Below are 21,025 nucleotides of genomic sequence, written 5' to 3'. Positions count from 1 at the left end.
TAGATATACCTGATAAAAACTGTCCATTTTTTTTTCACCTTTGTGAGCAATATGAACTACCCATTAAATAATATACCCGAAAGATCAGTAAAGCCACGAAATAAAGGAATTACAATGGTCATGGATAAAGGACTAAGCTTAAGGCAAACGGAAGATTTCATCGAAGTTGCCGGAGTACATACTGATATCGTAAAATTAGGCTGGGCAACTTCGTTTGTGACTCCTAATCTAAAAGAGAAGTTAGCCATTTACAGAGATGCAGGAATACCTACCTATTTTGGAGGGACATTATTCGAAGCTTTTGCGATCCGTAATCAATTTGACGACTATTGCAGAGTACTGGATAAATATCAGATGGAATATGCTGAAGTATCTGATGGCTCTATCACCATTGAACACGACCTTAAATGTGAATTCATCCGTAAATTAGCAACACAGGTAACTGTAATTTCTGAAGTTGGTTCTAAAGATGCTGCAAAGATTTTTGCACCATACAAATGGATCAAACTGATGAATGCAGAGCTGGAAGCCGGTTCATGGAAAGTAATCGCGGAAGCCAGAGAAGGTGGAAACGTTGGAATTTACAGAGGTTCAGGCGAAGTTAGAGAAGGATTGGTTGATGAGATTCTAACTCAGATTCCTCAGGAAACTATCATCTGGGAAGCGCCACAAAAAGAACAACAAGTTTGGTTTATTAAACTTTTAGGAGCCAATGTAAACCTTGGAAATATCGCTCCTGCGGAGACTATTCCATTGGAAACAATTCGTTTGGGTTTAAGAGGTGATACTTTTGACCATTTTCTAAACATGGATAATTTGTAATCCTACATTTACTTATAAATGAAGAAATATGGCCTGATAGGGTATCCCTTATCACACTCCTTTTCAAAAAAACACTTCGGGGAAAAATTTGTAAATGAGCAGATCGCTGATTGCGAATATGAACTCTATCCGATTGAAAATATCAGTTCCTTTCCGGAGCTGATTGCTGATGAAGAAATTGTTGGAATTAATGTGACCATCCCTCATAAAGTGGGTGTGATGGCTTACATTAATGACCTGGATGAGGCAGCAGCAGAAATCGGTGCGGTCAATTGTATCGATATCCGCAGGGAAAACGGCAAAGCGATCCTCAAAGGATACAATACCGATGCCTACGGATTTGAAACTTCTTTACGTCCTTTTCTAAAAGAACACCATACTAAAGCCTTGATATTTGGCGATGGTGGTGCCGCAAAAGCGATAAAATATGTACTGGGTAAACTGGGGATCTCTTTCGTAATCGTGACGAGAAAACCAGCGGAGGGTACGATTTTATACGATGCTGTGGATGCGAAAATGATGGAGGAATATACCTTGCTGATCAACACAACGCCTTTGGGAATGTCGCCGAATGTAGACAGCTGTCCGCAGATTCCTTACGAATCGATCACGGAAAAGCATCTGGCTTACGATCTGGTTTACAATCCGGAAGTCACTAAATTCCTGGAGCGTAGTGCTGCATCCGGTGCCGCCATTAAAAACGGACTGGAAATGTTGTACCTTCAGGCGGAACGTTCCTGGCACATCTGGAATTCCTGATATGAAGAGATTTTTCCCATTCGGCCTCCTTATTCTGGTGCTGGCTTTTAGCGCCTGTAACCAGAATAACAATTATGCACCGAAGCCGAGGGGGTATTTTCACATCGATTTTCCTAAAAAAGCATACCAGCCTTTCAATGAAGGCTGTGCCTTTTCTTTTGAATACCCGGTGTATGCAAAAATGATCCCTGATAGCGGCAGAGATACCCGGCCTTGCTGGTATAACCTTTCTTTTCCGCAATTTAACGGACGTTTGCACCTCACTTATTACGATGTATCTTCCAAAAAAGAGTATGAAGGACTGGTAGAAGATGCCAGAACTTTTGCTTTTAAACATACCGTGAAGGCCAATGCGATTGATCAAAAGCTGATCAATTACCCGGAAAAGAAAGTTTATGGCGTTTATTACGCGATAGAAGGGAATACGGCTTCTTCCGTGCAGTTCTTTTTAACCGACAGTGCAAAACATTATTTCCGCGGAGCTTTGTATTTTAATGAGCGTCCGCAGTACGATTCCATCCAACCGGTAGTGAATTTTATAAAGAAAGATATTGATCAGATGATCAGTACTTTCAAATGGAAAAATTAATATCTATTTTAACTCCTATGATTAGTATCCAGCAATTTGCTTTTAATCCATATCGCGAAAACACTTACGTTTTATTTGATGACTCTTCGGAATGTGTGATCATTGATCCCGGAATGTCTGATGCGAATGAACAAAACCAATTGGTTCAGTTCATTAAAGAAAACAAGCTGAAGCCGGTATTGTTGTTAAATACACATTGTCATATTGACCATGTATTGGGCAATAAGTTTGTGTACGATAACTGGAGCCTGAAACCTCAGTTTCATGCAGGAGAGCTACCTATTTTACAGGCAATCCCTGGTTATGCCCCACAAATGGGCTTCGACTATGAGCTTTCTCCGGAGCCGGAAGTATTTTTGGGAGAAACCGGAACCGTTAAATTTGGAAACAGTCAGCTGGAACTGATTTTTGCGCCAGGCCATTCGCCGGCACATTTATGTTTCTACGCTGCTGCGGATAACTTTTTGATCGGTGGTGATGTCTTGTTCTATACGAGTATTGGCCGTACCGACCTTCCGGGAGGCAACCATCCGCAATTAATCAATAGCATAAAGAATAACTTGTTTATATTGCCCGATGATTGCAGGGTTTACCCTGGCCACGGTCAGTTTACTACCATTGGTTTCGAGAAACAACACAATCCATTTTTACAGTCGTAATTTCATAATCATTTGAATACAGCCTTTTACATAGCCCGCAGGTATCTTTTTGCTAAAAAATCTACCAATGCGATCAACATCATCTCCGCGATTTCCGTGGTAGGGGTGTTTGTGGGAAGCGCTGCATTGATTATCATTTTATCGGCTTTCAATGGTCTTGGAGAAATGGTCTTGAAAATGTTCAATACCATGACCCCTCAGCTGGTCATTATGCCGGCTAAAGGCAAGACTTTTGAACCAAACACGGCTTATTTCAATCAATTGAAAAAGGCAGACGGGATTTATTCCTATGTGGAAGTCTTGTCGGAAAATGCTTTACTGAAATACAACGATAAACAAAGTGTAGGCCTGATCAAAGGGGTAAGTCCCGATTATCTAAAGAATAAAAGCCTGGACAGCACCATTATTGACGGGCATTTTACGCTGGAGAATGCGAGTGGGTATTATGCGGTGATCGGCTCCGCATTACAGAACTTTCTGGTGGTTAATACGACCGATCCGTTTAATCCTTTGCAGGTATATTCTCCTAAAAAGGGGAAAAGGCCGACTTCCATCAATCCCGGTGATAATTTTACGGTATTGACCATTCCGGTATCCGGAGTTTTCGAAGTTCAGCAGGATTTTGATAACGTGGCCATCGTGCCTTTAGCTTTTGCGCGCCAGCTTCTGGCAGAACCAGCTAAAATTTCTTCCATAGAACTGCTTTTAAATCCAGGCATTGATACCGAAGAATTTAAAACGGAAATAGAGAAAAAGCTTGGGGCGGAATTCGTTGTAAAAGACCGCATTGAGCAAAACTCGGCACTTCACAGCATTCTCGGAAGTGAGAAATGGGCCGTATATATCATCCTTACTTTTGTCTTAATAATCGCTATCTTTAATATAATTGGATCATTAACCATGTTGGTGATAGACAAATTGAAGGATATTTCCGTTCTAAGTAGTCTGGGGGCAGGCAAAAAGCTGATCAAGCGGATATTTTTGCTGGAAGGGATGATGATTACCATGACGGGCTGTATCCTCGGCCTGTTGGTAGGATTGATCTTCTGTTTGGTTCAGCAGAAATTTGGCATGATCAAAATGTCGCAAGACAACCCGATGATTTCAAATGCCTATCCGATTGGCTTGAAATGGACGGATTTTTTATTAGTATTTTTAACAGTGACTGTGTTCTCTTTTATGGCATCAGCTTTGTCTTCTAATCTGAGTGTCAAAAAAATTGATCATTTAAATCAAGATCTCTAACATCATGAATATATCAATCAAATCATTACCCTTATTAATGCTCTGCTCAGTTGTTATTCTGGCCTGTAATAACACGCCGGCATCTGTTGAAAAGAACAATATCAGGGTGATTAAAGGCTTGTATAGCTATGGTCCCGAGATCAAATCTTTTACGGATTGTGAAGAAGGGAATGAATACTGGGTAGCCGATAGTGCGAAAACACTGGAGCTGGCTTACAGTAATTTCAACTTCGAAAAACCTTATGAACCGGTATACATTGAAGTAGAATGCCATATGATCAAATCTGACAGCTTAATTATTGCGGCAGACTTTGATTCTACGATGGTGGTGACGAAATTATTAAAGATCTCTAAGGAAATTCCTGACGGGCCTTGTAATTAAAGCCGCGCTGATATAGGACCTTTAACGCTTAAGGAATCAGATAAAGGTCTTTTTTAATCGGTTCAATCAATCCTTTTTCCTGTGCCATCCGGAATAAAACATCAATAGCTTTACGGCCTTCGGTACCCAGATCAATGGAGTATTTATTGACATAAAGGTCGATGTGTTTATACATCACTTCTTCGCTCATTTCCTGTGCGTATTGTTTGATGAACTCGATTCCGGATTTAGGATTTGCAAAAGCAAATTCCACAGATTTACGTAACACCCTGTTCACCTTTTCTTTAGTTTCCTGATCTAGTTTTCTATTGATCACAATTCCTCCCAGTGGGATGGCGCAGCCGGTTTGTTGTTCCCAGTAATTGCCCAGGTCCATCACTTTGTGTAAACCCTTGTCCATATAGGTAAATCTGTTCTCATGGATAATTAATCCGAGGTCAATCTCATCTGTCAATAATGATTGTTCGATAGCTGAGAAAACCATTTCCTGTTTTTGCACTAAATGGGGGAAAGCGATGCCCAACAGGAAGTTCGCTGTGGTGAACTTTCCGGGGATGCCTACACGAAGTTCCGGATTAATGTGGTCGGGATGATTGGCCAGGTATTCATTTTTGGCAATCAGTAAAGGACCAACACCAAATCCCAGAGCGCTTCCGGCATCTAAGAGGGCATATTGCTCATAGACATAGGCAAAAGCATGGAAGCTCAGCTTGGTAATATCGGGTTCGCCTTTCATGGCCTTTTGGTTCAGTGTTTCCACATCATCAAATGACACTTTGAAATCCAGACCTTCCGTATCAATTTTATGGTGAATCAGGGCGTCAAAGATAAATGTGTCATTCGGGCAGGGGGAAAATCCAAGGCTTAAGGTCATTGCAGTATAATTTTTTGTTGGCTCAAAGGTAATTAACAATCCAGGGGGAACTGTTAGCTGTTTGTCAAAAATCCAATGGCCCAGTCGTTCAGATTCTTAATGGCAAGGCCGATTTTCCAACTTTCGCGGTTCCTTGGTTCCACATAATTGGAGATACTCCGGATTTGCAGACAGGGGATTCCGGCTTCTTCACAACTGTAAAGTACGGCCGCGCCTTCCATGCTTTCGGTAACGGGATGCAAGCGGTTTTTAATGGCTTCAATACTTTCTGCTTTGCCATGAACGGTGTTTACAGTAATCCCTTTTACTTTTTTAAGGGTAGAGAGGGAGGGGTGGAGCAGGTTGTTATAAGCATGATAACTGCTTTTTCCGAAGCCCAGATCGTTTATAGGGAGGAATTGTTCCTGATCTTCCGCACCGAGTTCGGAAAAATCATCCGCCACTACATTTAATACGGTCCCCAAAGCAATGGAGGTGTCAAAAGAGCCGGCGATGCCAAGGTTGAGCACCAGATTGTACCGGTTAGATAAATGTTTCCCGAGCGCGAAGGCGGTTGCTGTCATCCCGACACCGGTCACCAGCAGGTCGAACTTTTCTGTTTTCATCAATGCTCCCCCCGATAACCCGAAGTGTTCGGATAATATAGAGATTTCCGCATTTGTTGCCGCTACTAAAAGAATCTTCATAAGCCTAAGTTAGAGATTAAACCTTTCTACTTTAAGCTTTCTGCGTATATTTGTCAACAATATAACAGAGAATGATATACATAACCAGAAAAGCATCATTTAACGCTGCGCATAAATTGTCGAGACCGGATTGGTCTGAAGATAAAAACACAGAAGTTTACGGAAAATGTGCCAATCCAAATTGGCATGGACACAACTATCAGTTGTATGTGACTGTTAAAGGGGAGATTAACCCGGAAACAGGGTTTCTTGTAGATCTGAAATGGTTGAAAGACATTACCAATACTCAGGTAGTCGATAAAATTGACCATAGAAACCTGAATCTTGACGTGGATTTCATGAAAGGTAAACTGGCTTCAACAGAAAATCTGGCTATTGCCATTTGGGAAGAATTGCTTCCTTTCATTAAAGAATCCGGCGCCGAACTTCATTGCATCAAAATTTACGAAACTGAAAACAACTTTGTCGAGTACTTCGGCTAATCCATCAGATATGAACAATCATATAGATCATTTAGATGAAACTGAAGACGGTTACATCAAGATAGACCGTTATAACGAAGGTAAAATCTCGGCTGTAGCAAATCATTATTCAGATATTTTAAGCCAGTTAGGCGAAGATCCGACCCGTGAGGGGCTGATCAAAACTCCGGAACGTGTAGCGAAAGCTTTGCAATACCTGACTCATGGTTACGACCTTGATCCGGCAGCGATCCTTAAAGGAGCAATGTTCAAAGAAGACTACAGCCAGATGGTGGTAGTGAAAGATATTGAAGTGTTTTCTATGTGTGAACACCATATGCTTCCTTTCTTTGGAAAAGCCCATGTGGCCTATATTCCGAACGGTCATATTGTTGGACTGAGCAAAATCCCAAGAATTGTGGATGCGTTTGCACGTCGTTTACAAGTACAGGAACGTTTAACAAATGAAATCAGAGACTGTATTCAGGAAACGTTAAACCCATTGGGTGTGGCAGTTGTGATTGAATGCAAGCATTTATGTATGGCAATGAGGGGTATTCAGAAGCAAAATTCTGTAACAACTACTTCTGCTTTTACAGGAGAATTTGCAAAAGACACAACAAGGGCAGAGTTTTTGAGGTTAATCACTGCCAACTTACACTAAACATCACACAAAAGCATAAAATGAAAGCATATATATTTCCAGGACAAGGCGCTCAGTTTTCGGGCATGGGTAAAGAATTGTACGAAAATGAAATCGCTAAAGAACTGTTTGAAAAGGCAAATGAAATTATCGGTTTCCGCATCAGCGACATCATGTTCTCCGGAACGGATGAAGAATTGAAGGAAACTAAAGTAACTCAGCCAGCGATTTTTCTTCACTCTGTGATTTTGGCAAAAACATTAGGCGCGGATTTCCAGCCTGATATGGTTGCCGGACACTCTTTAGGAGAATTCTCTGCATTGGTAGCGGCAAACGCTTTGTCTTTTGAAGATGGTTTAAGATTGGTGATTGCCAGAGCAAATGCCATGCAGAAAGCCTGTGAATTACAACCTTCAACAATGGCGGCAATTTTAGGCCTTGCTGATGAAGTTGTAGAGAAAATCTGTGAAGAAATTGACGAAGTTGTTGTGGCAGCAAATTACAACTGCCCGGGACAAATCGTGATTTCCGGGAGTATTGAAGGGGTGGATATCGCTTGTCAGAAGTTAACTGAAGCAGGTGCTAAACGTGCTTTAAAGCTGAATGTAGGTGGTGCTTTTCACTCTCCGTTAATGGAGCCGGCAAGGGTAGAACTACAGGAAGCAATTGAAAATGTAACGGTACTTTCGCCGGTATGTCCGATTTATCAAAATGTGGACCCCGTTCCGAATACTGATCCTGCAAAGATCAAAGCAAACTTAATAACACAATTAACCGGTGCGGTAAAATGGACGCAAACCCTGGAGCGTATGATCGCTGATGGAGCCAGTGAATTTGTAGAAGTGGGACCTGGTAATGTTTTACAGGGTCTGGTTAAGAAAGTGAATAGAGCTTTCCCAACAAGTTCTGCAACGATCACAGCTAAGGTTTAACGTGAGCATCGCGGGTAAAATCAGATTTTTATTGTTGATACTTGGGGCCTGCTGTATCGGTACGGCCCTATCTTTAAAAAATACGATCAGCAAGAAAGATCTGCTTACCCATGAGGCGGCAGACCTTCAGGAGAACCTGAGTGATAAAGAAAGTATTGTCTACGATTTTCTTTCCGATCCGACAAGGATTGAACAGGCCAGGCAATTTTACCTCAACGAAAAATACGCCTTAGACTTCATTAACCTCTATCAGAAACAGGGAATCAACCTGTTGATCTACGAAAAAAACGAATTAAAATTCTGGAGCTCTTTTAGTGCATTTCCTTCCAGTCTGGAGGCAATTGCGGAAGGCTCATCCTTTGTTCAGCTGCCCAATGGCTGGTATGAAGTGGTCCGGAAAACAAGCGGAAACTATGCGCTGGTCTTCCTCGTTGAGGTGATCAACCAATACAATATCCAGAATCAGTACCTGCAAAACGACATCTCACCTTTCTTATTGCCCGCTAATTCCCTGTCGCTGGCCTCCTTTGCGGATATTGACGTGTATGGTATCAATAACTTTGATGGCAAGCTGCTGTTTGAAGTGAAGCTGAAACCAGGCTATACGAAGAGTATTTACGCGAAAATAGAGGTGTGGTTATGGATCATCGGGCTGATTAGTATCTGTTTGTTCTTCAATTCTTTTTGTGTCTGGCTGGTTAAAAAGGGCCGGTTACTCTCTGCTACCGGACTTTTAATCTTATTTTTTGCGGTACTAAGGGTTACAGACCTCGAATATGGATGGTTCAATCAGCAGTTTGATTTGCTGATCTTTAGTCCGACGATTTACGCAGAAAGCTTCTTTTTACCCTCTTTGGGTGACTTCCTGCTCAATGTCTTTGCCCTGACCTGGGTTGTCTACTTTATTTATAAACATAGAAATGAATACCATTTGCCGGCCTGGTTAAACCAGAATAAACTGGCGGGATGGGTTTTCTATCTGGTATTGCTGGCCTTTTTCGGTTTGCTGGCGCTGATTAGTGATGAGGTTTTCTTTGGTTTGATCATCAATTCAAAGATCAATTTTGACATCACCAATATCATCAATTTAGGCCTGGTCAGCTGGGTAAGTATAGTCATTCTTTGTCTGGTCTGGTTCAATATTTACCTCATCATTACGGTGTTGTTAGAACTGAGCAAGACCTTCAATGTGACCAATAAGGAGCGGTTAATCTTATTTTTACTGGCCTTTTTTGGCTATTTAGGTTATCAACTCATCACCGGGTTCAGCATATTCTTTGTGGTTTATGCGGTATTTATCCTCATTGTAGGCTGGAATGTATTCCTTAGAGACAATAGCTTCTCCATCGGGATCTTTACCGCCATGTTTTTCTGTCTGGCATTCATGTCTTCCATCAAATACCTGAAGTTCATCGACATCAAAGAGAAAAACAAAAGGCTTACGATTGCACAGAAACTGGAATCTACCGATGACCCTAAGATTATTAGTGCCATTGAGGGGCTGGAAGTGGGTATTTATACCGATAGCTTTGTGGCGGATTACTTTAAACAGCCGGATTCGAGACGCTCTGACCTCTTACAAAAACACATCAATAAGCAGTTTTTAGGGGGCTATCTTTCCAGGTATGAGTACAATATTTACGAATATGACAGCAGGGATTCTTCGTTAAATCAACAGAAGGTTCCTTTAAAATATTATAAACAACTGGTGCAATCCGGTTCTGTAAAGGCCTCAGAATCGAATTTCTTTTACCGTTTGAATGATACTTTTGGTTATCAGACTTATTTCGGGATCATCCCCATTTTTGAAGAAAATCATATCCTGGGTACGCTGGTAATTGAGCTTAAATCTCAGCAATACAATTACAATAGTCAACTGCCGGATATCCTGACCGATCGTAAAAACAAAAGCGAAGACGATTATAGCAATTACTCCTTTGCCTTCTATAGCAATGGCAAGCTGGTGATACAGTCCGGCCCTTATACCTACAAGCTTTCCGGACAGGATTTCAAAGCAGAGCCCAGAAAGGCTCACACGGTCACAGACAGTCTCGGATACACGCATGTGATCTACATCCCTATTGCCTCTAAAATGATCGTGGTGAGCAAGGAAAAGGTGTCTTACGTGGCACGTCTGGCTACGCTGTCTTTCTTCTTTTTAGTTTTCATTATTTTTTCAGTTACAGTATATGCTTTGATCTGGGTATTAAAGAATATTGATGAGAGCTGGGGGGGCTGGTTTAACATCAACCGCTCGCTGATGATTAATGCCAATAAAATCCTTTATAGAACCCGGATTCAGTTTTCTATTGTGCTTTCCGTGGTGGCCACATTGGTTATTGTTGGCTGGACCACTTATTTCTATATCCGCGACGAGTACCGCAGGCAGCAGGAAGATTATATTCAGGATAAAATAAGAAAAGTTCAGTTCTCTTATGAGAAACATATATTTTCCAGTGGTGTACCGGTTTCCAATGAGGAATCTATCCGCTTTTTCAATGAGTTTGCGGATGTGAATGGCGCTTACCTGAATCTTTTTGATGCAAATGGTAGCCTGTTGTTCACCTCTTTGCCGAGGATTTATGATTTCGGAATCATAGGACGAAAGATGGGCGCGAAAGCTTATGTTTACCTGAACCAGATGCAAAGATCGGAATATATCAATCCGGATGAGCGTATTGGTGATTTCAGCTACTCTTCTGCTTATGCACCAATCCGCAATGCGATGAATGAAACGGTTGCTTATATCGGACTGCCTTATTATGCCAATGAAGCTGATTATCAACGGAAAATTGGCCTTTACATCAATACCTTAATTAATATCTATGCCCTGGTGTTTGTGGCGATCGGTATTCTGGCCGTGTTCCTTGCCAATCAGATCACCAGCCCGCTTACCTTTATTCAGGAAAGTATCCGGAAAACCAAGCTCGGTCAGAAGAATCAGCCAATTCAATGGTCGAGGCATGATGAGATTGGTTCCCTGATTCGTGAATACAATAAAATGATTGCCGCACTGGAAGAAAGTGCCACTAAACTCGCGCGCTCCGAAAGGGAAATTGCCTGGCGGGAGATGGCCAAACAGGTCGCCCATGAGATTAAAAACCCTTTGACGCCATTAAAACTAGGGGTTCAGTTGCTGGAGAAATCATGGAAAGAGAAGGATCCTAATTTTGAGAAGAAATTTGAACGCTTTAACAAGTCGTTTATAGAGCAGATTGACAGTCTGGCTTCTATCGCTTCGGAGTTCTCGAACTTCGCGAAAATGCCGGATACGAAACTGGAAAAACTAAGCTTATTGCCGATTATTCAACAGGCAAGGGATGTTTTTACGCATACAGAAAACGTAGAAATCTATATATTCAACCATACCACTATAGAAGTCGTGATCCTTGGCGACAAAGATCAGCTGCTGCGCACGTTCAATAATCTGCTTAAAAATGCCATTGAAGCCGCTAATCCGGAAGGTAGATGCGTCATTAAAGTGAATCTGATGAATGATGAGGAAAACGTGTTTGTAGAGGTAGAAGACAATGGTAAGGGGATCGATCCGGATCAACAGGACAAGATCTTTGTGCCCAACTTCACCACTAAATCATCCGGAACGGGCTTAGGTCTGGCTTTTGTGAAACAAGCGGTCGAAAATGCAGGAGGAACGGTTTCGTTTAAGTCGTTTGCAGAAGTGGGAACCACGTTTTACCTGAGCTTCCCGCTATCCCTGTAATGACTGCTTTTATGAATCCTATCGTTTAATATTGCGTTCGCTATCTTAATTCGATTGCTGCTTTGCCCATGGTAAAGCCATCCGTGTAGAGGATAACCGAATAAGTGCCTTTAATGAAGGGATTAGGGTTGACCCAGTCCATTTTAAAAACGGTATCGTCCTCGTTATAAGAGATGGAAGTAGAGGAGGTATATTGCATTTGTTCGCCATCAGCCTCAAACAGGTTCTCGCCATTGGCAATCAGGTTTCCTGCCGGATCAAAAACGCGCAAATATATTTTATGGTAATCTTTTAATGCCAGAGGATTTGGCGCGATGTTGAAGCTGATACTTAGCTTTTTCGCAGAACTTGCACGGGTGACTTCTATGTTTTTTCCGTTGTTTTTAACTTTATAAGCCACGATAGATACGTTTCCAGCTTTTAAAGCGGCACCGGTTTTCACTTTTGCTTTCAGCTCTGTATTCTTTTTTTCAAGGTCTTCGGCCTTTTGAGTGGCGCTATAAGCGAACTCTTTTAAACTGTCGCGCTGACTGCGTAAATAAGCGTTTTCTTTTTCTAAGCGCAGGGTTTCTTCACTGTAGTTTTTAACAAATTCCCGTAATTCTTTGACTTCTTTCTGGGCAGTAGTAAGTGCACCCTGGGTCAGTAGTTCATCTTTCAGAGCCAGTTTTAGTTCTGCTATCTTTGCTCTGGCGAGCTTTTGCTCTTCCTGCAGCTTATCTGTTAAGGTAACATTGAGGTTGTTTACCTTGTCCAGCTCCGCCTCGATCTTTTCTACTTCAAGCTTTAGTCTGTCCTTTTCTGTGTTAACGGTTACAAAGCGCTCGCTTTGATGCCGGTCTTTTAAGTATAGGTAAGCATTGGTACCCAGAAGGGCGAGAATAACTACAATTAGAAAATATATCTTATTGCGGTCTCCCTTATTTACCATCTCATTTTGGTCTGACATTTCTTGAATTCTTCTCTAATGATGTTTAAAACGCGAACATAATATAAAAATATAGGAAATAGTAAAAAAAACAGGCTATTTGTATGAGACTTTAAAAAAAATCGTTTACTTGCTAAGATCTCTGGTTGGTAACGTATACCAGAGTACACAAATGAAACTGATTTATTAAGTACAAATTATATAAAATGTTTAAAAATACTATCTATGCGCTATTGTCCCTCTTTACAATAACCCCATTTATATCTCTCGCACAAAATACAACAAAAACTGCTCCAAAAAGAGAGTTCCGTGGGGTATGGGTGGCAACAGTAGCAAATATTGACTGGCCTTCTAAACCAGGTTTGAGTATGGATCAGCAGAAGCAGGAGCTGATCGGTCTTTTAGAAATGCACAAAGCAAATGGAATGAATGCAATCATGTTACAGGTAAGGCCTGCAGCGGATGCTTTTTATGCAAAATCCAGAGAGCCATGGAGCCAGTGGTTAACCGGCAGGCAAGGGCTTTCTCCGGGACCCGATTACGATCCTTTAGCTTTCGCGATTAAAGAAGCGCATCAGCGCGGAATGGAGCTTCATGCCTGGTTCAATCCTTACCGTGCTACAACAAGTCCGAATAGTGTGGTCAGCGAGGATCACATGACCAGAAAACGCCCCGAATGGTTCTTTACCTATGGCGGAAAAAAACAGTTTGATCCGGGAATTCCAGCAGTAAGAGATTATATTATTCAGGTAATTCTGGATGTGGTGAAAGGGTATGATGTAGACGGAATTCACTTCGACGATTACTTTTATCCTTATAAAATCGCGGGACAAAAGATCAATGATGAGGCTACATTCAATAAGTTTCCAAATGGTTTTACCAATGTGAACGACTGGAGAAGGAACAATGTAGATTTACTGATTGAACAATTAGACGATAGCATTCACCACCATAAAAAGTACGTTAAATTCGGGGTCAGTCCTTTTGGAATCTGGAAAAACGACAATGAAGATGTACTGGGTTCTGCTACCCGTGGACTATCGAATTTCCATGAATTATTTGCCGACTCGAGAAGGTGGGTGAAAGAAGGATGGGTAGATTATATCAATCCACAGATTTATTTCAGCTTTACCCGTAAAGTGGCTCCTTTTGCTACCCTGGTAGACTGGTGGAGTAACAATACTTATGGGCGTCACCTTTATATTGGTCAGGGCGCGTACCTGGTGAATCAAAAGATGGAAGCTGCCTGGAGATTGCCGGAGCAGGTGCCAGATCAGATCCGCTACCTCCGTCAGAATAACCGCGTGCAGGGAAGTGTCTTTTTTAGCTCAAAATCTTTTTCTACCGTAGCGCGTGCAGTCGGAGATTCTTTAAGAAATAACCTCTATAAATATCCTGCATTGCCACCTCAAATGCCATGGCTGGATGATATTGTGCCTAATTCGCCTCAGGAATTGGGTGCCGAAGCAAAACAAGACGGGGTACACCTGAAATGGGAAAAACCAACGCTTGCAAGTGATGGTGAAACGGCATCAGGGTATGTGATTTACCGTTTCAATGAAGGAACGAAAGTAGATGTGCTGGATGCCAGAAATATCCTTAAGATCAGCTTCGAAAATTACACTTCTTTTATTGATACAACTGTAGATAAGGGGAAAAGATATACCTATCTGGTTACGGCACTGGATCGCCTCAAAAACGAGAGTGAGCCAACCAGTCCGGTGGGAATTGAAACCAGTACACTGGTTAAATAAGCCAGAAAAAACGGGAACAATACCAATAAAAAATGGCCTGATGCTTTTAAACATCAGGCCATTTTTGTTTCCGGTCTCCGGTTTTGTTTCCGGGGATACCGGCTTATTTTTGTGGAACCAGTACGAAACGCAGGTAATTGTTTTCGTTCAGGTATTTGTTGGCCGCAGCTTTTGTACTTTCTACGGTTACTTGTTCCATTAATTTTGGTTGTTGTAATACCAGGTCAAGTGGTTCTCCGTTTTTAACCGCGCTGGCCAGGTAGCCTAACCAGAAACCATTGTTTCTAAGGCTAAGTTCCATCTGACGTTGTTCTTCAGATTTAAACTTCGCAAGGTCATCTGTTGATGCTCCACTTTGTTTGATCTTATTCACCTCATCTAATGACGCTGCGATCAGCTTATCTACATTAGCAGGGGCACAGCTAAATGAAATCGTGAAATAATAGTGTGCTTTAGGGTATTTGCCTGTGCTTAACGAGACTTTCGGACTATACACACCACTTTCTTTTTCTCTCAAACGTTCCAGAATTTTGATTTTCAGGGCCTCATTTAAGGCTTCTAACTGGACGTTATTTTCCGGAGTGTATTCGTAATCTCCATGCAGGTATAACTCTACGGCCGCTTTATCTTCCAGGCCTTTGTAAACAGTTTTGCTGATTTTTCCTACCGGAGGATTAACGCCATTGTCTACAAAGTTTTGTGGTTTTCCTGCTGCAGGCAGACTGGCAATGTAAGTTTCAATCAATGGCTTAATTTTATCTACATCAAATGCACCAACGATCACAAAAGTCTGGTCTCCAAGATCCGCAAAGCGGTCTTTATAGAAATCAAAAGCTTTGTCCAGTGATATTTTATCTATATCAACTAAGTTCATTGGCATACCACGTTCATGGTAAGAGGACAGTACAGCCTGAACGGTATCCGCAAAAACACTGTTTGGATTGGCATTTTTACTGCCCAGAATCACCTTGTAATCACCTATGTTTTTATTGAAAATCTCTACGTCTTTTCTCGGTTTGGTTGCATAGGCATAAACCAATTGGAAAGCCGTTTCCAGGTCTTTTGGTGAAGCACCACCGCTAAAACCCTGGTAAAGGTCGCTCACATAAGCCGTTGCTGAACCCGTATTACCGGCAAGCAATTTATTCAGGTTGGAAGGATTAAAGTCGCCAACGCCACTTTCAGGGATCAGGCTCACCATTTCGGCAGAGCGGAAATCGCCGTTACCGGCAAGGGAAGTTCCTCCTTTACCGAATGAACTGAAAACAATTTGATCATTTTTGAAATCTGTAGGCTTCAATAACACCTTAATGCCATTGCTCAACGTCAATTCTGTGACGCCTACGGCATCAATTTTCTTTTCAGCAACAATCTTTCCGGCTACCGGTTTTTTGTCCAGCAGCGGCTTGTTGATGGAGTTGTCTACATAAGGAGTCACGCCATTTCCTGCGTTTTTCAAAACGGACAGTAATTGTGCTTCAGTAGGTAATGTAGCTTTGTCTTTTTCAGGTGCCTGAACCAGGACGATCTGATTGTCTTTGGTGATCAGCGTTTTTGCCAGCGCATTGAGTTCGGCAAGGCTAATCTCCTCCAGTGTTTTTTTGGTTAGTTCATAACCATATTCTGTGGAAGCAATGCTACTACCTTCCAGGAAGTTGTTCAGGTATTTCTGCACAAAGCTGGCAGAGGGTGTTTTATCTTTTTCTTTCAGGCGTTTTTCATTTCCTGCACTGATATTTTTTTTGGCAACTTCCAGTTCTGATGGCAGAAATCCGAATTTGCTAACGCGTTCATTTTCCGCTAAACCGGCAGTAAGGGCTTTTTCTAAGGCAGCTCCGGAGCCGGCAACGACTACCGTTTGAAAAGCGTTGATATTCGGAACCAACCCACCCTGGAATGGACCATAGCTAGATTGAGCGAATAAAAATGGTGCATTTCCTTTTTGAAGAATCTCTTGTAAACGTGCCGCAATCATACTGTTGATCATGGAATACATCAGGCTTTTTTTAAAGTCTGCGGTAGTTTTTACCACCCCACCACGTTGCTTATACATGATTTGCGCAACATTGTAAGGCTGCTCAGGGTCTGTGATGACCTTCACTAATGGCTCTTTGTTGTCCGGAAGATCATAGACTAAACGCGGTCTTGGATTGGCCGGATTAGTCAGTTCTGAAAAGTTTTGTTTAATCAGCTGTTCTACCTCATTCACATCAAAATCACCTACTGCAATTACGGCCTGTAGATTTGGACGGTACCAGTCTTTATAGAAATTGCGGATTTTATCGTGTGTAAATGTTTTTAACAAATCAACTTTACCAATTGGCAGACGGTTTTCATAGCGGGAACCTTTCAAAATTAAAGGTAACATCTGCTTTTGCATCCTTTCCTGTGCATTTTTTCCACGCTGACGATCTTCTTCGATGATCACACCACGTTCTTTATCGATTTCTTCCCCATCCATCGTGATTTTTCCTGCCCAGTTGGCCAGAATTTTAAACCCTGATTTGAATACTGAGGCACTATCCGTAGGAATTGGCAATTGATATACCGTCTGGTTAAAACTGGTATAAGCGTTTAAGTCGGCACCAAAACGAACCCCTGCCTTTTGCAGGTAATTGATCATGTCGTTTTTAGGAAAGTCTTTGGAGCCGTTAAAGGCCATGTGTTCCGTGAAATGGGCTAATCCCAGTTGATCATCATTCTCCATTAAAGAACCGATACGGGTGGCCAGATACAATTCAGCCCTATTTTTGGGTTCCGCATTTTTTCTTATATAATAAGTTAATCCGTTTGGAAGCTTACCAATTTTAACGTTTGGATCGTTAGGGATTACCTGACCTGTTGATTTTTTTACTGTTGTTGAGGCGCTGGTCTTTGCGGCGGTTGCCTTTTTCTGGGCATAACCAGGACTATAAACCGCCAGTTGGGCGACAAGTCCTATCGCAAGGATATAAATGTTCTTCTTCATGTAGTTTGTTAATAAGTTAGACTAAATTATACTTTTATAATGGATTTTTCGTTACACGCCAGCAAAAAAATCCTCAGGAATAATCAGAAGAGGATGACCCTATGGCGTTGAGGCCCTGCTTTATAGGGAGGCAGGAAAGCCCAGTAGAGGCTTCATGGTGGGAACAATCGTCATGCATGCCGGTTAAACAAAAAAACCGCTAAGCAATGAAGCTTAGCGGTTTATAAATCGTATTAATATATTCTAGAAATGGTAACGTACAAACGCTTCCATTGCTTCGTATTCTGCTAGTCCAAGGTTGTCATAAGCTTCGGCAGTTTCTCTGTTTCTGTCTTCCGCTCTAACCCAGAATTCTCTCGAATCATCACCAGGGAAAACCGCACGGTCTTTTTGTGACTGGTGTTTGAAAATAGCGAATTTCTTTTTCTCTACTTCTTGTGGACTCAATGGCACAGCCATTTCGATCTCATAAGTATCAAACTCTAACCATGCACCACGGTATAACCATAACCAGCAGTCCTTAACCCAGCTTTCAGTTTTCGCCAGTCTTTGTAAAGCTGATAAAATGATATTGAAACAAACGATGTGTGTACCATGTGGATCTTCAAAATCTCCTGCAGCAAATACTTGCTCCGGTTTGATTTTTTGTAAAAGCTCCATCGTCAACTCGATGTCTCTTTCGGTAACCGGGTTCTTTTTGGTTTTTCCACTTTCGTAGAAAGGAAGTGCCATGAAATGGATATGGTCATCATCTAAACCGCAGAATCTTGCACCAGCAATCGCTTCTCCTTTTCGGATTAATCCTTTAACAGACTGCAATTCCGGAGTATCAACCTGATTAGGTTGTTTTGTTTCAATAAAGCTGCGGATATTCTGATAAATATCTTTCATTCCTTGCTGAGGCATTCCCATTTTTTCTGAGAAGTCAATGTTGAATTCTACGAAACGAAGGGCATCATCATCCCAAACTGCAGTATTACCTGAAGTTTGGTAAGCCACATGCACATCATGTTTCTGATCAACCAGACGGATGAAAGTACCACCCATAGAGATGACATCATCATCAGGGTGTGGAGAGAAAATTACCACACGTTTGTTAGCTGGTTCCGCGCGCTCTGGTCTTTGAGAATCATCAGCGTTTGGTTTACCACCTGGCCATCCAGTGATGGTGTGTTGTAATTTATTGAAAATATGAATGTTGATATTGTATACCGGACCTTGTTCCACTGCAAGCTGAGCCATACCGTGGTTGTTATAGTCGTCTTCAGTAAGTTTCAAAACTGGCTTACTTAAAGTGTTTGACAACCAGATCACTGCTTTTCTGGTCATAACTTCGTCCCAGATGCAATCTTTTACCAACCATGGTGTATCAAAACGTGTCAATAAAGAAGCTGCATCTGCATCCAGAATAAATTCTACATGCTCAGATAATTGCAGGTAAGTAGCAGGAACTTCACTTGAAATTTCACCTTCTACTGCTTTTTTAATGATGGAAGCTTTCTTTTTGTTCCAGGCCATAAGAATGATCTCACGGGCTTTGAAGATAGTACCGATACCCATGGTAATTGCTTTTGTAGGAACAAAAGTTTTACCACCAAAGTCGCGGGCTGCATCTCTTCTTGTCAAGTCGTCAAGTGTAACTAAACGAGTTCCTGAGTTTGGCGCAGAACCCGGCTCATTGAAACCAATGTGACCAGTACGACCGATACCCAGAATCTGAATATCTAATCCACCAACTTCAGTGATTTTTTTCTCATAAGCCAGACAGAAAGCAGGAATATCTTCCAGTTTCAAAGTACCATCAGGAATGTTTACATTTTCTTTTTCGATGTCAATGTGAGCAAATAAATGCTCATTCATGAAAGATACATAACTCTGTGCAGCAGTTGGCTGCATAGGATAGTACTCATCAAGGTTGAAAGTGATTACATTTTTGAAGCTCAAACCTTCTTCCTTATGCATTCTAACTAATTCCGCGTACACTGCGATTGGTGTAGCTCCGGTAGCCAGGCCTAAGACAGCCTTGGAATTGTTCTTTTGTTTTTCTTTAATAAGGTCCCCGATGCGGTGAGCAACACTTAAAGATGCTGCTGTAGGATTTTCAAAGACAGAAACGGGCAGTTTTTCAAAACGCGTTTCTTCCAGAAGATTTAATCTTGCCATTTAATTGTTCTTAAATTTTGTACGGAGCAGTAAATATAGGGACTCTGCCGACTTAATCCAAATTTTTAACCCCACTGTGTTTTTTGTTTGAAAATGGTAATCAAAATGGGTGTTTATTGTAAAATTGTTAGTTTTTTCAGGTAATTCTCCGGATTTTTTATGAAATCGGCTGAGAGAATTGATTTTAGCTTATTTTAGTATCCAACAAAGCCGCCTTATGAATTCAAACTGGAAACAACTCTTCGAAATACTGCATAAACCGGAACGCCTGATTATCGGATTGATGTCCGGGACCTCTTTAGATGGCCTCGATATTGCACTCTGTTCGGTAAAAGGGAGCGGGCCGGCGACAGCCATAAACGTATTGGAATTTACTACAGTTCCTTATAGCCAGGAGTTTAAGTCTGAGGTGAAGTCTGTTTTTTCCAGGAGGGATGCCGACCTGCAAATGGTGTGTCTGATGAATGAAAAGATCGGCTTGCATCATGCCGAACTGATTTTGGAAACCTTGAAAACCTGGGGAAGAACGCCCGCAGAAATTGATGTAATCGCAAGTCATGGGCAAACGATTTTCCATGCCCCAAAAGCATTACATGGCCTGCCGGGTTATCCCAATGCCACCCTTCAAATTGGTGATGGCGACCATATCGCAGTGAAAACAGGCATCATTACCATCGCTGATTTCAGGCAAAAACACCTGGCAGCAGGAGGGGAAGGTGCTCCGTTGGCGGTTTACGGGGATTACCTGCTGTTTTCAAAAAAAGGAGAAGACCGCATCATGCTCAACATCGGAGGCATTGCAAATTTCACCTACCTGCCTGCAGACACTGATGCTTCAAAAGTTTTCTCTACGGATGTAGGCCCGGGGAATACCATGATGGATCAATATATTCAGCAGCACTACCCTGGCTTATATTTTGATGAAAATGCAGCAATAGCCAGCAGAGGAGCAGTAAATGAATCCTTATTAACCGCTTTGTTAACAAATGAATTCCTGGACGCGGATTTTCCGAAAACCACCGGTCCTGAACTTTTCAATCTGGCCTATTTATCCGCTGCACAAGAACGTTCCGGTACCCTCAACATCGAAAGAGAAGATGTTCTGGCGACTTTATGTGCTTGCTCGGCAAAGGTGATCCTAAAGGCGATACAGCAATGTTTTGTCAATACAGCAACACCTTATATATATATGAGTGGCGGTGGCATGCACAATCCGCTTTTAACGGGTATGTTAAAAGCCGGTTTGCCAAAGGCGAAATTCATGACCACAGCAGATCTGGAAATTAACCCTGATGCTAAAGAGGCGGTACTTTTTGCGGTTCTTGCCAATGAGACTTTAGTGGGAGAAAAAACCAATTTCGGAGATCGGGAAGGTGTCCCTTCCATTCGTATGGGGAAAATCTGTTTGCCAGATTAACCGGAGAATACGGAATCTAGGT

The 21,025-nt window shown here is 41.8% G+C and carries 17 protein-coding genes; 12 read left to right on the top strand and 5 right to left on the bottom strand.

Translation table 11 applies throughout. From position 1 onward, the window contains the following. Window positions 1-51: 51 nt before the first annotated feature. The 6 genes from OQX61_RS15960 to OQX61_RS15935 are packed head-to-tail and all read left to right on the top strand — an operon-like array spanning window position 52 to window position 4,456. Window positions 52-822, top strand: a complete 771-nt coding sequence (locus OQX61_RS15960) for a phosphosulfolactate synthase (RefSeq protein WP_265842799.1) — start codon at window positions 52-54, stop codon at window positions 820-822. A gap of 18 nt (window positions 823-840) precedes the next feature. Next, window positions 841-1,581 carry a shikimate dehydrogenase gene (locus OQX61_RS15955; RefSeq protein ID WP_265842797.1) on the top strand — a complete coding sequence of 247 codons (741 nt, stop codon included), beginning with the start codon at window positions 841-843 and terminating at the stop codon, window positions 1,579-1,581. 1 nt (window position 1,582) lies between these two features. Beyond that, on the top strand, window positions 1,583-2,170 hold the full coding sequence (gene gldD / locus OQX61_RS15950; RefSeq protein WP_265842795.1) for a gliding motility lipoprotein GldD: 588 nt from the start codon (window positions 1,583-1,585) through the stop codon (window positions 2,168-2,170). Between the two features lie 17 nt (window positions 2,171-2,187). Next, complete coding sequence (locus OQX61_RS15945; protein WP_265843073.1) at window positions 2,188-2,829, top strand: MBL fold metallo-hydrolase; 642 nt, start codon at window positions 2,188-2,190, stop codon at window positions 2,827-2,829. A gap of 12 nt (window positions 2,830-2,841) precedes the next feature. Next, a complete protein-coding gene (locus OQX61_RS15940; protein ID WP_265842794.1) occupies window positions 2,842-4,074 on the top strand; it encodes an ABC transporter permease in 1,233 nt (410 codons plus the stop codon). A gap of 4 nt (window positions 4,075-4,078) precedes the next feature. Further along, window positions 4,079-4,456, top strand: coding sequence for a hypothetical protein (locus OQX61_RS15935; protein ID WP_265842792.1), 378 nt, complete (start codon window positions 4,079-4,081; stop codon window positions 4,454-4,456). 28 nt (window positions 4,457-4,484) lie between these two features. Here OQX61_RS15935 and OQX61_RS15930 read toward each other — a convergent pair whose 3' ends face one another. Continuing rightward, complete coding sequence (locus OQX61_RS15930) at window positions 4,485-5,330, bottom strand: 1,4-dihydroxy-6-naphthoate synthase (protein ID WP_265842791.1); 846 nt, start codon at window positions 5,328-5,330, stop codon at window positions 4,485-4,487. A 53-nt stretch (window positions 5,331-5,383) separates the two neighbouring features. Beyond that, window positions 5,384-6,016 (bottom strand): futalosine hydrolase, encoded by a 633-nt coding sequence (gene mqnB / locus OQX61_RS15925; protein ID WP_265842789.1) that lies wholly within the window; start codon window positions 6,014-6,016, stop codon window positions 5,384-5,386. 71 nt (window positions 6,017-6,087) lie between these two features. Between mqnB and OQX61_RS15920 the strand changes: the two genes are divergently transcribed. The 4 genes from OQX61_RS15920 to OQX61_RS15905 are packed head-to-tail and all read left to right on the top strand — an operon-like array spanning window position 6,088 to window position 11,773. Next, complete coding sequence (locus tag OQX61_RS15920; RefSeq protein WP_182959172.1) at window positions 6,088-6,498, top strand: 6-carboxytetrahydropterin synthase; 411 nt, start codon at window positions 6,088-6,090, stop codon at window positions 6,496-6,498. A 10-nt stretch (window positions 6,499-6,508) separates the two neighbouring features. Then, on the top strand, window positions 6,509-7,141 hold the full coding sequence (folE, locus tag OQX61_RS15915) for a GTP cyclohydrolase I FolE (protein WP_265842787.1): 633 nt from the start codon (window positions 6,509-6,511) through the stop codon (window positions 7,139-7,141). Between the two features lie 20 nt (window positions 7,142-7,161). Continuing rightward, window positions 7,162-8,052, top strand: coding sequence for an ACP S-malonyltransferase (gene fabD / locus OQX61_RS15910; RefSeq protein ID WP_182959177.1), 891 nt, complete (start codon window positions 7,162-7,164; stop codon window positions 8,050-8,052). 31 nt (window positions 8,053-8,083) lie between these two features. Next, entirely contained in the window at window positions 8,084-11,773 is a 3,690-nt protein-coding gene (locus OQX61_RS15905) for a HAMP domain-containing sensor histidine kinase (protein WP_265842784.1), read from the top strand. A gap of 40 nt (window positions 11,774-11,813) precedes the next feature. On the opposite strand, the gene OQX61_RS15900 is transcribed toward OQX61_RS15905, so the two are convergent. Continuing rightward, complete coding sequence (locus OQX61_RS15900; RefSeq protein WP_265842783.1) at window positions 11,814-12,722, bottom strand: hypothetical protein; 909 nt, start codon at window positions 12,720-12,722, stop codon at window positions 11,814-11,816. Window positions 12,723-12,907: 185 nt separating this feature from the next. Here OQX61_RS15900 and OQX61_RS15895 point away from each other — a divergent pair, with 185 nt between their 5' ends. Next, window positions 12,908-14,455: a family 10 glycosylhydrolase gene (locus OQX61_RS15895; protein WP_265842781.1), complete on the top strand. Its 1,548-nt coding sequence runs from the start codon at window positions 12,908-12,910 to the stop codon at window positions 14,453-14,455. A 103-nt stretch (window positions 14,456-14,558) separates the two neighbouring features. Here OQX61_RS15895 and OQX61_RS15890 read toward each other — a convergent pair whose 3' ends face one another. Together OQX61_RS15890 and nagB are read right to left on the bottom strand one after the other, a co-directional pair. Further along, window positions 14,559-17,423, bottom strand: coding sequence for a M16 family metallopeptidase (locus OQX61_RS15890; protein ID WP_265842779.1), 2,865 nt, complete (start codon window positions 17,421-17,423; stop codon window positions 14,559-14,561). 243 nt (window positions 17,424-17,666) lie between these two features. Next, entirely contained in the window at window positions 17,667-19,586 is a 1,920-nt protein-coding gene (gene nagB / locus OQX61_RS15885) for a glucosamine-6-phosphate deaminase (RefSeq protein ID WP_265842778.1), read from the bottom strand. Between the two features lie 217 nt (window positions 19,587-19,803). Here nagB and OQX61_RS15880 point away from each other — a divergent pair, with 217 nt between their 5' ends. Then, entirely contained in the window at window positions 19,804-21,003 is a 1,200-nt protein-coding gene (locus OQX61_RS15880; RefSeq protein WP_265842776.1) for an anhydro-N-acetylmuramic acid kinase, read from the top strand. The last annotated feature ends 22 nt before the right edge of the window (window positions 21,004-21,025 follow it).

The sequence above is a fragment of the Pedobacter sp. PLR genome, assembly GCF_026239675.1.
Lineage (GTDB): Bacteria > Bacteroidota > Bacteroidia > Sphingobacteriales > Sphingobacteriaceae > Pedobacter.
The sequence above is the reverse complement of the archived record's forward strand: the minus strand, read 5'-3'. Positions and strand labels throughout refer to the sequence as shown.